General features: G+C 66.5%; 18 protein-coding genes. 15 read left to right on the top strand and 3 right to left on the bottom strand.

From position 1 onward, the window contains the following. The first annotated feature begins 9 nt into the window (after positions 1-9). The 12 genes from KF892_19380 (at position 10) to KF892_19325 (ending at position 8846) form a co-directional block, all read left to right on the top strand. On the top strand, positions 10-870 hold the full coding sequence (locus tag KF892_19380; GenBank protein ID MBX3627186.1) for a delta(1)-pyrroline-2-carboxylate reductase family protein: 861 nt from the start codon (positions 10-12) through the stop codon (positions 868-870). A 213-nt stretch (positions 871-1083) separates the two neighbouring features. Next, complete coding sequence (locus tag KF892_19375) at positions 1084-2187, top strand: porin (protein MBX3627185.1); 1104 nt, start codon at positions 1084-1086, stop codon at positions 2185-2187. 314 nt (positions 2188-2501) lie between these two features. Continuing rightward, positions 2502-3932, top strand: coding sequence for a hypothetical protein (locus KF892_19370; protein MBX3627184.1), 1431 nt, complete (start codon positions 2502-2504; stop codon positions 3930-3932). A 212-nt stretch (positions 3933-4144) separates the two neighbouring features. Then, on the top strand, positions 4145-4357 hold the full coding sequence (locus KF892_19365; GenBank protein ID MBX3627183.1) for a hypothetical protein: 213 nt from the start codon (positions 4145-4147) through the stop codon (positions 4355-4357). A 21-nt stretch (positions 4358-4378) separates the two neighbouring features. Continuing rightward, on the top strand, positions 4379-4900 hold the full coding sequence (locus KF892_19360; protein ID MBX3627182.1) for a DUF2867 domain-containing protein: 522 nt from the start codon (positions 4379-4381) through the stop codon (positions 4898-4900). Positions 4901-4946: 46 nt separating this feature from the next. Then, complete coding sequence (locus tag KF892_19355; protein ID MBX3627181.1) at positions 4947-5264, top strand: hypothetical protein; 318 nt, start codon at positions 4947-4949, stop codon at positions 5262-5264. A 44-nt stretch (positions 5265-5308) separates the two neighbouring features. Then, positions 5309-5995, top strand: a complete 687-nt coding sequence (locus KF892_19350) for a DUF2628 domain-containing protein (protein MBX3627180.1) — start codon at positions 5309-5311, stop codon at positions 5993-5995. Positions 5996-6027: 32 nt separating this feature from the next. Then, positions 6028-6453 carry a GFA family protein gene (locus KF892_19345; GenBank protein MBX3627179.1) on the top strand — a complete coding sequence of 142 codons (426 nt, stop codon included), beginning with the start codon at positions 6028-6030 and terminating at the stop codon, positions 6451-6453. Position 6454: 1 nt separating this feature from the next. Next, a complete protein-coding gene (locus KF892_19340) occupies positions 6455-7162 on the top strand; it encodes a class I SAM-dependent methyltransferase (protein ID MBX3627178.1) in 708 nt (235 codons plus the stop codon). 9 nt (positions 7163-7171) lie between these two features. After that, positions 7172-7582: a hypothetical protein gene (locus KF892_19335; protein MBX3627177.1), complete on the top strand. Its 411-nt coding sequence runs from the start codon at positions 7172-7174 to the stop codon at positions 7580-7582. Beyond that, positions 7579-8073 carry a hypothetical protein gene (locus tag KF892_19330; protein MBX3627176.1) on the top strand — a complete coding sequence of 165 codons (495 nt, stop codon included), beginning with the start codon at positions 7579-7581 and terminating at the stop codon, positions 8071-8073. Before KF892_19335 ends, KF892_19330 begins: the two co-directional genes overlap by 4 nt. Beyond that, the gene (locus KF892_19325; protein ID MBX3627175.1) at positions 8070-8846 is read left to right on the top strand and encodes a CPBP family intramembrane metalloprotease; all 777 of its coding nucleotides are present in this window, start codon (positions 8070-8072) and stop codon (positions 8844-8846) included. Before KF892_19330 ends, KF892_19325 begins: the two co-directional genes overlap by 4 nt. Here KF892_19325 and fghA read toward each other — a convergent pair. Beyond that, positions 8831-9664, bottom strand: coding sequence for an S-formylglutathione hydrolase (gene fghA, locus KF892_19320; GenBank protein MBX3627174.1), 834 nt, complete (start codon positions 9662-9664; stop codon positions 8831-8833). The two genes, KF892_19325 and fghA, sit on opposite strands and share 16 nt — an antisense overlap. Positions 9665-9676: 12 nt before the next feature. Next, positions 9677-10786: an S-(hydroxymethyl)glutathione dehydrogenase/class III alcohol dehydrogenase gene (locus tag KF892_19315; GenBank protein MBX3627173.1), complete on the bottom strand. Its 1110-nt coding sequence runs from the start codon at positions 10784-10786 to the stop codon at positions 9677-9679. Positions 10787-10838: 52 nt separating this feature from the next. On the opposite strand from KF892_19315, the gene KF892_19310 reads away from it, so the two are divergent. The 3 genes from KF892_19310 (at position 10839) to KF892_19300 (ending at position 14466) form a co-directional block, all read left to right on the top strand. Continuing rightward, positions 10839-11324, top strand: coding sequence for an SET domain-containing protein (locus KF892_19310; protein ID MBX3627172.1), 486 nt, complete (start codon positions 10839-10841; stop codon positions 11322-11324). Between the two features lie 75 nt (positions 11325-11399). Then, positions 11400-12911, top strand: coding sequence for an AAA family ATPase (locus tag KF892_19305; protein MBX3627171.1), 1512 nt, complete (start codon positions 11400-11402; stop codon positions 12909-12911). Continuing rightward, positions 12901-14466 (top strand): response regulator, encoded by a 1566-nt coding sequence (locus KF892_19300; GenBank protein ID MBX3627170.1) that lies wholly within the window; start codon positions 12901-12903, stop codon positions 14464-14466. Before KF892_19305 ends, KF892_19300 begins: the two co-directional genes overlap by 11 nt. On the opposite strand, the gene KF892_19295 is transcribed toward KF892_19300, so the two are convergent. After that, complete coding sequence (locus KF892_19295; protein ID MBX3627169.1) at positions 14414-15358, bottom strand: LysR family transcriptional regulator; 945 nt, start codon at positions 15356-15358, stop codon at positions 14414-14416. The genes KF892_19300 and KF892_19295 overlap by 53 nt on opposite strands. Between the last annotated feature and the right edge of the window lie 7 nt (positions 15359-15365).

Here is a 15365-nt window from a genome sequence, read left to right as displayed (position 1 = left end):
CCTGCGACCATGAGCACACCTCTCGTCTGCGACGCCGCCCGCACCGCGCAGCTGCTCGACTTCCCGTCGCTGATGGAAGCCGTGGCGCACGCCGCAGCGGAAGTTGAACAAGGCTCCCTGCTCAGCCCGCCGCGCATGGTGGTGCCCTTCGGCCACGGCGGCGTGATGCTGAGCATGCCGGCCACCGCGCCCGACATCGCCGTGCACAAGCTCGTGAACGTGCAACGCGCGAACGCACAGCAGGGCCTGCCCACCATCCACGGCATCGTGACGGCGTGCGACGCCACCACCGGCCAGCCCCTGTGCCTGCTCGACGGCCCCGAAGTCACCGGCCGCCGCACCGCCGCGGTGACGCTGCTCGCGCTGCGCGCACTGCTCGGCCGCGCGCCGCACCACGTGCTGCTGATCGGCGCCGGGGTGCAGTCACGCCACCACCAGCTGGCCTTGCAAGCGATCTTTCCGCAAGCGCGTGTGCAGGTGCGTGGCCGCGATGCGGTGGGTGCCGACGTGCCCGACGACGTCGACGCGGTGATCACGCTCACTACCAGCACCGAGCCGGTGTACGACGAGCCCGCACGCGCCGGCCGCGTGGTCATCGGTGTGGGCGCATTCAAACCCGAGATGGCCGAGATCGGCCAGCGCACGCTCGACGGCAGCGATCTCTACGCCGACGACCCGCTCGGCGCCCGTCACGAAGCCGGCGACCTACTGCGCGCCGGTGTCGAGTGGTCACGCGTGAAATCACTCGGCCGCTTGTTGCGAGACACGCCCGACCTTCACCGCCCCGCCGTGTTCAAGAGCGTGGGCACCGCCGCGTGGGACCTTGCCGCCGCACGCTCCGCACTGCGCGCATTGCGGTCAACGATCTGAATCTCAAGCCCGAAGATTCTTGCGAAATGCGACATGGCCTGTTGCGCTGCAGCAGCTTGGTCGAGATCAGGGCTCTCCCTAGGATGCGGCCCCAAGACGCGGTCACCGGTCGGTGACCGCCGCTGCTGACGTCGAGGCCATCAGGCCGCATCGACTGCCTGCACGCGCCCGCCTGGCGAGGGGGTCTGCCTCACTGATCGGAGAAGTTTTCGCATGCGATCCAAATTCCAAAATCTCGCGCTCACCACCATCGCCCTGGCGGCCAGCGCCGCGGCATCCGCCCAGACCACCACCGCCGCTGCGCCGACGAGCAGCGTCACCATCTACGGCGTGGCCGATGCCTTCGTGCAATACGCCGACGGCGCCAACCGCCTGACCCGCGTGCAAAGCGGCGGCCTCGCCGGCTCGCGCCTCGGCTTCCGTGGCAATGAAGACCTGGGTGGCGGCCTGCGCGCCGTCTTCACGCTCGAGCACGGCATCAACCTCGACGACGGCACCAACGGCCAGGGTGCCTTCTGGGGCCGCCAGGCCTTCGTGGGCCTGGCCGACAGCAGCATCGGCTCGGTCACCCTCGGCCGCCAGTACGGCAGCCTCTACCCGCTGACCAGCGACTTCAGCGAATTCGCCAACGGCGTGTACGGCCCGAGCACCGCCGTGATCGGCGGCTTCGGCGGCTACGAGCCGGTGCGCGGCAGCGCCAACTCGGCCACCGCCAACGGCGGCCCGTCGCGCGTCAACAACTCGGTGAAGGCCGAGAGCGCCTCGTTCGGTGGCGTGAAGGTCGGCGCGCTGTGGGGCCTGGGCGAAGCTGCGGGCAGCACCACCGGCACGCGCGTGGCCGATGCCTGGGTGCGCTACACCGGCGGCCCGCTCGACGCGATGGTCTCGTTCGTCGATGACAAGATCGATGCGAGCGGCTTCAGCGTGCGCACCATCTCGGGCGCCGCGGCCTACTCCTTCGGCGCGGCGCGCGTGACCGGCGGCTACGTGTCGGTCGACGACCGCAGCACCACCGATGCCGACGGCCAAGGCTACTGGGTCGGCGCCGACTACCGCTTCGGCCAACACCAGGTGAAGGCCCAGTGGGTCGAGAACAAGGCCGAGAACGTGAACACCGGCAAGACGCAGGCGATCGGCGTCGGCTACCAGTTCGACTTCTCGCGCCGCACCGCGCTCTACACCTCGCTCACGCGCTTCAAGAACGAAGGCACCGCCGGCTACGCCAACCGCTGGGCCTCGACCCTGCCCGCGAGCCTCACCAGCGCCAGCGAACGCAACATCACCGAACTCGCGCTCGGCATCCGCCACAGCTTCTGATGGCGTGGCGCATGCCCGCATGACCGTTTGAACACAAGGTCTCCTCAGGCCTTTTCAGCCCGCCGCGGAAACGCAGCGGGCTTTTTTGCGCCTGGGGGCGTGTGGCATGCTAGAGAGACGTTGATGTCGGGTTAGACATCACCCGCGCGTTTCAGGAGGCAATCTTGGTACTTGCACCGACTGCTGGAAGAAGAACGCACTCCCGAACCGTAGTCCAGGTTACAGGCGAGTTCTGCGCACAGAATCAGTCCCCGTCCGAGAACGCTGCCAACGCGCGCACCGCAGTTCTCACATGGCTAAGAGATCGGCAGAGAGTGTTGCTGCCTGATGCCGCATTCAAAGGTGACTCCTTCGAACTTGATGCGTCGGAATCCATGCCTGTTTCGGCAGTGCGCTTTGACAACTACTGGGCCCTCCAGTTCGACAAATTCGATCCAAGCGTACCTGGCCGAATTTGGCGTACTGAAGCAACGGTCGCCAGCACAGATACCAAAGCCCTTGGAGGCGTTCGCCTGACGCTTCTCGACTCAATCTCTGGCCTTGATTTCAATCCAAGTGTTCCGGCGATCGTAAGCGCGTGGGTAAAGAGCCCAGGTCTACGCGAATATGGCACCAAGCTCAGCGAACGACCCACACAAGTCGATGATCTGTCTGCGCTCGAATCGATGTGCGAACTTCTCCTGAACAGCAAGCGGACTCGCCCGGTTGTTGTTTTCAGTGAAGGAAAGGGAATCGATGCGCGGGCAAATGCCGCAAAAACGGCAATGCGCCTCGCAGGGCTTGCCCATGTCTTCGTGCTCGGCGACAGCCAAGTAGATGACTTGATCGATAGCTTCGGCAGGGAATTCTCGGTCTGGGGGGGTGCTGTTCGAACGTACAACGCAGGGTTCGACCCCTTCTCCGATGAGGTCTCAGTTCATCCGGTTGCAACGCGAGAGTGGCTGCAGCGTCGCTTCCGGAGTCACGATCAATTCATCGAAGTTCTGTTGAGATCCTTTACTGCTTTGTCGCTACGGAGAACGTCACCAGACCATGACCTACCCACCGTCAGAACAGTCAAGCAAGCAAGTTTGAGCTATCAACTCGCAAAGCTCGACAAACCAGTGACAGATGAGCGCTCGGCAATTCTGGAGCAGGAGAACTCTCTGTTGCGACAGCAGATTCAGGAGAAGACTGATGAATTCAACTATGCCGATGCGGAGGTAACTGCTGCACAAGCCGAAAGAGACCAGTACCGAGCACAAGCAATGGCAATGCGATCGCTCGTCCAACGGCTGGAAGAACAAATCGGCACGTCTCAAGCCCAACCTACTTATCCCACCGCACTCGATCAAGTTGATGCGTGGGCACTAGATCAGTATCCCGGCCGTCTTGTTCTCCTCAATCGAGCGGCACGATCTGCAAAAAAGAGCCCCTTCAGCGAGCCGCAGCTTGTATATCGCTGCCTTGATCGACTGGCTCGCCAATACGTCGAAGCCCGCCGAACAGGAAACCCAGTCGATGCACTATTTGAAGACCTTGGGGTAGGACTAGAGAGAACAGGAGACCCCAATCGCCTGTCCCAGTGGAAAGAAAAATACTTTGTCCCACATCGGGGCACGAATCGATTCCTCGAATGGCATCTAAAGCGCGGAAGTGATCACAACGAAGCGAACACGCTTCGTATCTACTTCTTCTATGACGAGGACGACGAGCAGGTAATCATCGGGCACTTACCTAGCCACCTGACGAACAGTCAAACCTGACCCCGACAACGTGATGTCTAACCCTTCCATCGAGAGGACATGCCCCGGCAAGCCAGGTCATGCCTCTCATTTCAAATGTTAGTCGGCCCCATGTTCGTGTTGCCAGCCCTGATCCTTCCCCTGGTCTTTGCCTTGGCGGTATTCCGCCTGTACCAAATTCCACGCAGGCTGTGGTCGAACGAACTGCGGCTTCCCGGTGTGCGGCGCCCGTTTTGTCCGCAGTCACCATTGCGGCCTACCTCGCACTGTTCGCATACACCGTTGGCCTTGGCGCCGCGCTATGCCATGCCCTTCTCGTGGCGGAAAACCGCATGGCGGAGTACCTGTACCTTCTCGGCTATGTCATTGCCTATCCATTTGTCTACTTTCTTGCGGCCTGGGTCTTCTACTACGGCCTCAAGCCAAGCTCGACGCCTGGAACTTAGGTTCAAACGAAAGCCTTTCGCATGCCTGTTGTTTCATGCCCGCTTCCGGACAACACCGCGCTCGATCGCGCGCTGATCGACAACGCCTTTTTTGCAGACGCTTGTTGTGTCCCCTTGTCGCGCAGCGACGCGAGCATCACCGACATCTTCTTTGCGATCTTTGGCCACCATCCGGCATGGTTGAAGGCCCTCCTGTGGGTTCGGCACCGTGTGGGCGCCTGGCTCGGGCTGGATGCCGCCAGCAGCTCGCAGATATGGCGCCCGACGAAAGAAGAAAACTACCGCGTTGGTCAAGCGATCGGCGCTTGGCCCATCTACTTCCTGTGCGAGTCTGAGGTCGTGGCAGGCCGCGACAACAAACACCTCGACTTCCGGGTTTCCGTGCTGAAGCACGGCGAAGGTCAGGCAACCTATGCCACGGTCTCGACGGTCTGCCGAGTCCGCAATCGGTTTGGGCGAGCCTATTTGCGCGTCATCGCCCCGTTTCACCAGTGGGGCGTTCGTCGCCTGCTGTCTCGGGCCGCTGAAGCTGGCAGGCTATGAACACCACCGCGTCTTCGCAATGAGTGGAGCACCCCGCCCGCTTCTGATGGCGCTCTGTGTCGTCTCGGAGACAGCCTTCGCCGCTGCGGGCGCCCACCCCGATGCATCCTCGCAAGGCGCTCAGTTCGGCGGCTTGTCACCTCTCACCGTCATGCCCCTTGTGGGCAGCGTCCTGATATTCGGCGTCATGGTCGCCCACGGCGCCTGGTGGCAGGCCACCATCACTGTGTTCCTGAGCGTTCTGCTTCTGGGCCTCGTCACATTCCTGGTGCCGGTCGTCGGCTTGCTGCTGGCCATTGGGGTCGGTCCCTGGCTGCTTCTCTTGGCTCTTGTCTTCGCTTGCGTACTCTCACGCAGAGCATGAATGGCACACCGACACTAAACTCGTCGCACACAAGGGAGGCACAGATGCCAGAGCGCACCGCCACATACGAAGGCGATTTCGTGACCGTCGCCAGCTGCACGACGCCGACGGAGGCCCACCTGCTGAAGGAGACCTTGATCGCAGCCGGCTTGAAAGCCGAAGTCGCCGATGCGAACTTCATTCAAGCCAACTCCTGGATGAGCAACGCCGTCGGAGGCGTGAGAGTGCTGGTGCCTGCCGCGCTGGCCGCGGAAGCAAAAGCGACGGTGGACGCGTTCAATGCCGGCGCGTATCAGCTTGATGCGAACCACGGTGCGCCAGAAGAAAGCGACGACGGCCCGTCTGTCTCAGACGCGAAGCTGCGCGCATTTCAGATCTTCCGTCACCCAGTCCGAAAACCGGCGGTCGTGGCGGTCAAGCAAGGCTTCAGCTGGGCCGCATTCCTGATCGGGCCGCTGTGGTTCCTGCTGAATGGCATGTCGCTGACGTTCCTTCTCTCGCTGAGCGTCATGTGGGGAGCGCCGCTGGTGATCCGTTCGCTGGCAGGCTCCGCCGCATCGGGCGCGCAGGCGCTGGCCGTCACGGCCTTCCTCGCCATCTGGGTGCTGACGGGCTTTGTCGCCAACTTCCTGCTGGGCGAGGAATTGAAGCGAAAAGGCTACGTGCCTGGGCCCGTGCTGCGGGCCAGGTCCGCAGGCGAAGCGATCAATGCCTCGAACGCGGCCGCTTGACCTCTCGCGTCAAAACTTTTCAAGGAGTTCACATGACCTCATTCACCGGAGGCTGCCTCTGTGGCCAGGTGCGCTACGAGATCGAGGCCGAGGCCGGCCCCTCGCGCGTGTGCTGGTGCCGGGACTGCCAGCGCATCGCCGCCAACGGGACCGTGAACGTCATCTTCCCGAGCGACGCCATCCAGGTTTCCGGGTCACCCAGCCAACACCAAAAGCCCGCCGACAGCGGCAACACGGTGACCCGCCGCTTCTGCGGCCACTGCGGCACCCAGCTGTTCTCTGATTCAACGGGGCGCCCCGGTCTCACGGTGGTGCGGGTCGGCACGCTCGACGAACCGTCGGCCGTCAAGCCGACCAGCAACATCTGGGTCGGCAGTGCGCCGAGCTGGGCGTGTGTCGACCCCTCGCTCGAACAGTTCCAAGGCCCGCCCGTGGTGGCGCCACCAGCGAAGAGGTGACATGAACCGCGATCAACTGGAATCCACCTTCGACCAGCAGGCCGGCAGCTACGACCAGCAATGGGCGAAGCTCGCGCCGTTTCGCGATGGCATTCACCTGCTGATGGCCTCGATCTTCAGCCGCCTGCCACGCGACGCCCGCATGCTGTGTGTCGGCGCGGGCACCGGTGCCGAGATCCACTTCCTCGCCGAGCGCTTTCCGTCCTGGCGCTTCGTGGCCGTGGAGCCCTCTTCGGGCATGGTCGAGGCCGCCAAAGCGCGCGCCACGCAGCACGGCTACCTCGACCGCTGCACCTTCCACACCGGCTATCTCGACTCCCTTCCGGCCGGCGAGCCGTTCGACTGCGCCAGCGCGCTGCTGGTGTCGCAGTTCCTGCTCGACCGCGATGAACGAAAAGACTTCTTCCGCGCCATCGCCGCTCGCCTCAAACCGGGCGGCATGCTGGCCTCGTCGGACCTGAGCGCCGACACGGAAGGCCCGCACTACGCCAGCCTGCTGGAAGTGTGGCTGCGCACGATGACGGCAGCCGACCTCTCGCCGGAGCGCGTGCTGCAGATGCGCGACGCCTACCAACGAGACGTCGCGATCCTGCCGGGCCCCACCGTCGAGGCGCTCATGGCATCGGCCGGCTTCGACGCGCCGGTGCAGTTCTATCAAGCCGGTCTCATCCACGCCTGGTACTGCCAGCGTTTGAGCCCTGACGCCTGAGCCGCCCACGTGACCCCGCGCAAACACCTCGTCCTGCTGCTGCAAGCCATCGGCGTGTGGTTCGTCTTCTGGCTCATCGGCCTGCCGGGCTACTACCAGCAGTACGCCACCGTCACGATGGCCGTCGCCAGCATCTTGCTGTCGGTCGCCATCTCGCTGGCCGCGATCGTGGTGCTGCGAGGCGTGCAGACTGAAGCCCGCACGTCGAGAGCCTTCTGGCTGTCGGTCTACTACACCGCCCCGTTCGCCGCACTCGACGCGCTCTACTGCGGCTGGTACCTGGGCCACGGCGCAGACTTCATCAGCCAGTACTGGTATCTGTCGGTCTTCTACCTCACACCCTGGCTGACCTTCATGCCCACTGCGGTGCTGTTGCGCGGCCTGGGCGCTTCTCCACCAACCCCACCTGCACCCGCATGAGCCACAACCCCTACGCACCGCCCACCGCCAAGGTCGAAGACATCTCGCTCCGCCCCACCGAAGCCTCGCCCCCGTTGTGGAACCCGAGCGCCGCGGCGAAGTGGAGCCTGCTCTTCAGCCCCATCTTCGGTGCGGCGTTGCAGATGAAGAACTGGCAGGCGCTGGGTGAGCCGGAGAAGGCGGCGCAGTCGAAGCAGTGGCTGATCGCGAGCATCGCCTTCTTCGCGGTGCTCTTCGTGCTGGGAATCGTGCTGCCCGAATCGCGCAGCGTGGACCTCGCCTTCCGTGGCGCAGGCATCGGCCTGCTGGTGGCGTGGTACATGCTCAGCGCCAAGCTGCAGGTCGCCCATGTGGCGGCCCGCTTCGGCACCACGTATCCGCGCAAGGGCTGGGGCAAGCCCATGCTCTATGCGCTGCTGTGCTTCATCGCCTTCCTCGTGGTGGTGTTCGTGGTGGCCTTCGTGGTCGGCATGTTCCAGGGCGAGGGCTGAACATCAAGGCCTTCCCGTCGGCCCCACAGGCCGCCCTGCTTCTGCTGGCGGGGTTTCTCTTCCAGTACGTGGTGGGCGCCGCGCTCTACGACGCGCGGCACACGCTCGGCCTCAACCTCGAGCAGGTCACCACACTGACGATGCTGCTGTCGAACGGCATCATCGTGGCGGTGGTGACGCAGCTCCTCGGCATCGGCTACCGCGAGTTGCTGCACCCCGGCCAGGCCTCGATGCCCGCGACCTTCTTCCTGCTGGTGCCGCCGATCCTGCTGCTCTTGCCGCTGGTGCTGCTGCTCGACGTGGCGCTCATCGACACGCTCGAGTTCATGCTGCCCGTCTCGTCGTGGGAGCAGCAGGCGTTCTCGGGCATGACGGCCCTCACCATGCCCACCGTCATCGCGACCTGCGTGCTCGCACCGCTCTTCGAAGAGATGCTGTTTCGCGGCATCCTGCTGCGGGCGTTTCTCGAGCGTTACCCGCGCGGTGTGGCCATCGGCTACTCGGCGCTGTATTTCGGCGCGGCCCACCTCAACGTCTACCAGTTCTTCCTGGCCTTCTTCCTGGGCCTCCTGCTCGGCTGGCTGTACGAACGCTCGCGCTCGCTCATCCCGTGCATCGCGCTGCACGCCGCGGTCAACACGGCGGTGGTGCTGACGGGCGGCGTGAACCTGTCGGCCACCTCGTCGCTCACCTGGCTCTTGTCGGCGGTGGCGGCCCTGGTCGGCGCCATCGCGTTGCGCCGCCTGCTCTCCACCGATCAAGCCCGCAGCTGACGGGCGTGGTGGGCGAAGTGCTCGCCGAGGAAGCTCGCGATGAAGTAGTAGCTGTGGTCGTGGCCCGGCTGCAGGCGCAGCGTGAGCGGGTGGCCGGCCGCCGCGCACGCCGCCTGCAGCAGCTCGGGGCGCAATTGGGTGGCGAGGAATTCATCGGCCTCGCCCTGGTCGACGAGCAGCGGCAGCCGCTCGGTGGCCGTCTTCACGAGTTCGACCGCATCCCACGCGCGCCAGGCCTCGCGGTCGGCGCCGAGATAGGCGCCGAAGGCCTTGTGTCCCCACGGCACCTGCGTGGGCGCCACGATGGGTGAGAAGGCCGACACGCTCTTGTAGCGACCCGGGTGGCGCAGCGCCGTGACGAGCGCACCGTGCCCGCCCATCGAGTGGCCGAAGATGCCGCGCGCCGCAGACGCCGGGAAGTGCTTTTCCACGAGCGCGGGCAGCTCCTCGGCCACGTAGTCCTGCATGCGGTAGTGCGTGGCCCACGGCGCCTGTGTCGCGTTCACGTAGAAGCCGGCGCCCTGGCCCAGGTCATAGGCCGGGTCGTCGGGCACGGCATCGCCGCGCGGGCTGGTGTCGGGCGCGACGACGATGAGCCCGTGCTGAGCCGCATGCGCCTGTGCGCCGGCCTTGGTGATGAAGTTCTGCTCGGTGCAGGTCAGGCCCGACAGCCAGTACAGCACCGCGCAAGGCTCGCCGCGCAGCGCCGCGGGCGGCAGGTAGACGGCGAACTTCATCTCGCAGCCGAGCACGGCCGAGGCATGTTTCCACACCTCCTGCCGGCCGCCGAAGCTCGCGTGTTGCTCGACGCGCTCCATCAGAAGTGCCTCTCAGTAGTGAACCACCGAGCGGATCGACTTGCCCTCGTGCATCAGGTCGAAGGCTTCGTTGATGCCGGTGAGCGGCATGGTGTGGGTGACGAAGGGCGCGAGCTGGATGGTGCCGGCCATCGCGTCTTCCACCATGCCGGGCAGCTGGCTGCGGCCCTTCACGCCACCGAAGGCGGTGCCCAGCCAGCGGCGGCCGGTGACGAGCTGGAACGGCCGAGTGGAGATCTCCTGCCCCGCACCCGCCACGCCGATGATGACCGACTGGCCCCAGCCGCGGTGCGCGCATTCGAGCGCCGCACGCATCACGTTGACGTTGCCGATGCACTCGAAGGAATGGTCGACGCCCCAGCCCGTCATCTCGACGATCACCTGCTGGATGGGTTTGTCGAAGTCTTTCGGGTTCACGCAGTCGGTGGCGCCGAAGGTCTTGGCGAGGTCGAACTTCGACGGGTTGGTGTCGATCGCGATGATGCGGCCGGCCTTCGCCATCTTCGCGCCCTGCACCACCGCCAGGCCGATGCCGCCCAAGCCGAAGACGGCCACGCTGTCGCCCGGCTGCACCTTGGCGGTGTTCTTCACCGCACCCAGCCCGGTGGTCACGCCGCAGCCCAGCAGGCACACCTGCTCGGGGTTGGCCTTCGGGTTGACCTTGGCGAGCGACACCTCGGCCACCACGGTGTACTCGCTGAAGGTCGAGCAGCCCATGTAGTGGTAGAGCGGCTTGCCCTCATACGAGAAGCGCGACGTGCCGTCGGGCATCACGCCCTTGCCCTGCGTGGCGCGCACCGAGACGCACAGGTTGGTCTTGCCGCTCTTGCAGAAGAGGCACTCGCCGCACTCGGCGGTGTAGAGCGGGATCACGTGGTCGCCGGGCACCACGCTCGTCACGCCCTCGCCCACCTCGACCACGATGCCCGCGCCTTCATGGCCCAGCACCACGGGGAAGAGGCCCTCGGGGTCGTCGCCCGAGAGCGTGAACGCATCGGTGTGGCACACGCCGGTGTGGGTGATGCGGACGAGCACCTCACCCTTCTTCGGCGGGGCGACGTCGATCTCGACGACTTGCAAGGGTTGGCCTGCTGCAAAGGCCACGGCGGCGCGTGATTTCATGTGGGTTCTCCTGAAAGATTCATCTTAGCCAGCCCCGCACGAAAATCGCGCCATGCCCCGCCTCACCGTCCTCGCACCCGAAGCCGCCGAAGTGCCACCCGCCGCCCCAGCGCGCCCGCGCGGCGTGCCGGCCGACCCGCAGAAGTTCAAGCTGACGGTGGGCCCGAGCACGATCGACGGCCAGGGCGTGTTTGCCGCCGAGCCCATCCCGGCGCGGCGCAAGATCGGCGAGGTGCGCGGCGAGCCGGTGAGCCTGCAGGAAGCGGCGGCGCGCAGCCGCGGCCAGGCCCGCATCATGATGATCGCGGTGTCGGCACGGCGGGCGATCGACGCCTCGCGCTCGACCGACGCGCTGCGCTTCATCAACCATTCCTGCCGGCCCAACGCCACGCTCAAGCTCAACCAGGGGCGCGTGGAGTTCTATGCGCTGCGCGACATCGCGCCCGGCGACGAGCTGACGGTGAACTACGGCGAGACGCACCACCAGGGCCGCCTGCGTTGCCGGTGCGGGGTGGCGGGCTGCGTCGGCAGGCTGTGAGGGCGGGCGGGAACGCCGCTTGCCGCAGGGGGTGACACAGAGCAGACCGGGCTGCGGGCCCGGCGGAGCACGCCCATGCCAGAACATCCACAAACCCCCATCCAGCGCGCCACCACCGGCATCGCAGGCCTCGACCAGATCCTCCACGGCGGCCTGGTCGACGCCCGCATCTACCTCATCGACGGCAACCCCGGGGCCGGCAAGACCACCCTCGCGCTGCAATACCTGCTCGAAGGCGTGCGCCAGGGCGAGCGCTGCCTCTACATCACGCTGTCGGAAACACGCCATGAGCTGATCGCCAACGCCCGCTCGCACGGCTGGTCGCTCGACGGCATCGAGATCCTGGAGCTGCTGGCCGACGACATGCAGGTCGGCGCCGACAACGAGCTCACCATGTACCACCCCTCCGAGGTGGAACTCAGCGCCACCACCCGCCGCGCGCTCGACAAGGTCGAGGAGCTCAAGCCGCGCCGCGTGGTGTTGGACTCGCTCTCCGAGCTCCGGCTGCTGGCCCAGAGCTCGCTGCGCTACCGGCGCCAGATCCTCGGCATCAAGCAATTCCTGGGCGCCTACAACTGCAGCGTGCTGCTGCTCGACGACCGCACCTCCGAAGGCGCCGACATGCAGCTGCAGAGCATCGCCCACGGCGTGATCTCGCTCGACTCGCAGACACCTGCCTATGGCCGCACCTTGCGGCAATTGCGGGTGGTGAAGTTCCGCGGCAGCGATTTCCGCAGCGGCGTGCACGACTTCATCATCGGCCAGGGCGGGCTCACCGTCTTCCCGCGGTTGTCGGCCGCGGAGCACGGCTCCAACTACCCGCGCGAGACCGTGCCGAGCGGCCTGCCAAGCCTCGACGCGCTGCTGGGCGGTGGCATCGACCGCGGCACCACCACCCTGCTCGTGGGCCCGCCCGGCTCGGGCAAGTCGACCATCGCTTTGCAGTACGCCCACGCGGCGGCGAAGCGCGGCGACCACGCGGCCATCTTCAGCTTCGAGGAAGCCAAGGCCATCCTCTTCGACCGGGCGGAGGGGCTGGGCATGCCCGTGGACGAAGGCCCGGGAGCCGGGCAGATCTCGGTGCGGCAGATCGACCCCGCCGAGATCTCGCCCGGCGAATTCGCGCACCGCGTGCGGCACGCCGTTGAAGCCGAGGGGGCCCGCGTGGTGGTGATCGACAGCCTCAACGGCTACCTCAACGCCTTGCCGGAAGACAAGTTCCTCACCGCGCAGCTGCACGAGCTGCTGGCCTACCTCAACAACCACGGCGTGGTCACCTTCCTCGTGGCGGCGCAGAGCGGCATGCTCGGGCCGATGCGCTCGCCCATCGACGCGAGCTACCTCGCCGACGCGGTGGTGGTGCTGCGCATGTACGAACACGACGGCGCGGTGAGAAAAGCGATCTCGGTGGTGAAGAAGCGCAGCGGACGCCATGAAGAGTCGATCCGGCGCCTGTGGTTCGACGCCGACGGCGTGCACCTGAGCGAGCCGCTGATGCACCTGCGCGGCGTGCTGACGGGTGTTCCCACCGAAGTGCAATCGGACAGCGGCGAGCAGCCGGCGCCGAGCCGGACCGATGCCCTCTGACGACCTCCGACTCGACGAACGTGTGCTCGTCGTGCCGGTGACGCGGCGCGACGGCGAGGTCACGCAAGGCCTGCTCGAGCGACAGGGCATCGCCTGTTGCGTGTGCGACGGCCTGCCTGCGCTCATGGCCGAGATCGGGCGCGGCGCGGGCGCCCTGCTGTTCACCGACGCGGCGCTCTCGCAGCCCGACATGCCCGCCCTGGTGAGCACGCTCGACGGGCAGCCGGCGTGGTCACACCTGCCGGTGGTGGTGCTGGTGCGCGAGCACGGCGCCTCGCCGGCCGGCAACCGCATGCTCGCCTCGCTCGACAACGTGACCGTGCTCGACCGGCCGGTCTCCACGCGCTCGATGATCAGCGCGGTGCAGTCGGCGCTGCGCGACCGGCGCCACCAGTACCGCATCCGCGATCAGATCGAGCAGCAACAGCGTGCGGAGCAGGCCCTCGTGGAGGCCGACCAGCGCAAAGACGAATTCCTCGCCACGCTGGCGCACGAGCTGCGCAACCCGCTGGCGCCCATTCGCACCGGCATCCAGATCCTCTCGAAGACACCGGGCGCCGATGCGCAGACCCGCCGCCTCTACGAGATCATGGACCGTCAGATGGTGCAGATGGTCAAGCTCATCGACGAGCTGCTCGAGATCTCGCGCATCTCCACCGGCAAGGTGGTGCTGCACAAGGAGCGCACCGACGTGCGCCAGGTGATCCGCGTGGGCCTGGAAGGCAGCCAGCCGATGGTCGACGCGGCCCGGCACACGCTCGCGGTCAGCCTCACCGACCAGCCGGTGTGGGTCTACGGCGACCCGGCGCGGCTGGCGCAGGTGGTGAGCAACCTTGTCAACAACGCCGCCAAGTACACCCCCGACGGTGGGCACATCGACGTGCGCATGCGGCACGACGACGGGCACGTGGAAGTGATCGTCGAAGACAACGGCGTGGGCATCCCCGACAACATGCTCACCCAGGTGTTCGACATGTTCGCGCAGGTCAACCGCACGCTCGACCGCGCGCAGGGCGGCCTGGGCATCGGCCTCGCGCTGGTGCGCCGGCTGATGGAGCTGCACGGGGGCTCGGTGCAGGCGCACAGCGCCGGCGCCGACCAGGGCTCGCGTTTCACCCTGCGCATGCCTGCGCTCGAAAAGGTGGCCACGGAAGACACCCGAACCGAAGGCGAGGGGCCCGGCGCCAGCGCCGAGAAGCGCCTGCGCGTGCTGGTGATCGACGACAACCGAGATGCGGCCGAGACACTCTCGATGCTGCTCGAAGCACACGGCCACGACACGCACCGCGCCTACAACGGCCGAGCTGGGCTGAAGGAAGCGTCCGACTTCATGCCGCAGGCCGTCTTCTGCGACATCGAGATGCCCGGCATGAACGGCTACGAAGTGGCCGCCGCGCTGCGGCGCGACCCGCGGCACGCGCCGGCCCTGCTGATCGCCGTCACCGGCCGCGGCGCCCGCGAAGACCAGCGCCGCTCGCTCGACGCCGGCTTCGACTTGCACCTCACGAAGCCCGTGGGCTACGACGCGGTGCGGCACGTGCTCTCCCGGCTCTGATCGGCGCGGCCCGGATCACGTCGACCGCCACCTGCAGCGCCGGCGTCATGCGCGTGGTGTTCCACGCGGCGGCGGTGGCCACGGTGTCGATGCGCTCGACCAGCGGGCGCAGCGTGACGTTGGCCGGCGCGAGCGCATGCATGTCCGACGGCACGAGCGCAATGCCCTGGTTGCAGCCCACGAAGGCCACCTGCGTGGTCACGCTGCGCACCTCGCGCAGGATGCGCGGCGAAAAGCCCTGCGCCTGGCAGGCCGCGATGATGCTGTCGAAGTAGACCGGGCTCAGCCGCCGCTCGAACATCACGAACACCTCCTCCGACAGCGAGGCGAGCTTGATCTGCCGCCGCTTCGCCATCGGGTGCGAGCTGGGCAGCGCGACCGACAGCCGGTCACGCGCCATTGGCAAGGTCTCGATGGCGTCGTGCGGCTCGGGCTGGAGGCGCGCGAATGCGAGGTCGATGTCACCGGCGTGCAGCGCGGGCAGGGCCTCGGCGCTGTCGATCTCGCGCACCGAGACGCTGAGGTCGGGTCGCTGCGCCCGCAGCCGCTCCAGGAGCGGCGGCACCACTTCGAGCAGCGCCGACGAGATGGCGCCGATGGTGAGCGTGCCCGACTGGCCGCTCACCGCCTCGCGCACGGCCACTTCGAGGTGCTCCAGCTGGTCGGCGAACTTGCGCACTGCCGGCAGGATGGCGCGGCCCACGTGCGTGAGCTGGGCGCCGCGCCGCGAGCGCTCGAAGAGCTTCACCTTCAGCGCCTGCTCCAGCACCTGGATCTGCTCGGTGAGCGGCGGCTGCGACATGCCGAGCCGCCGGGCGGCGCGCCCGAAGTTCTGCTCCTCGGCCACCGCGAGAAAGAGCCACAGGTGTCGCACGAGTCGGAAATTGATCATAGGTTTG

This window comes from Rhizobacter sp., assembly GCA_019635355.1.
Taxonomy (GTDB): Bacteria; Pseudomonadota; Gammaproteobacteria; order Burkholderiales; family Burkholderiaceae_C; genus Rhizobacter.
The sequence above is the reverse complement of the archived record's forward strand: the minus strand, read 5'-3'. Positions and strand labels throughout refer to the sequence as shown.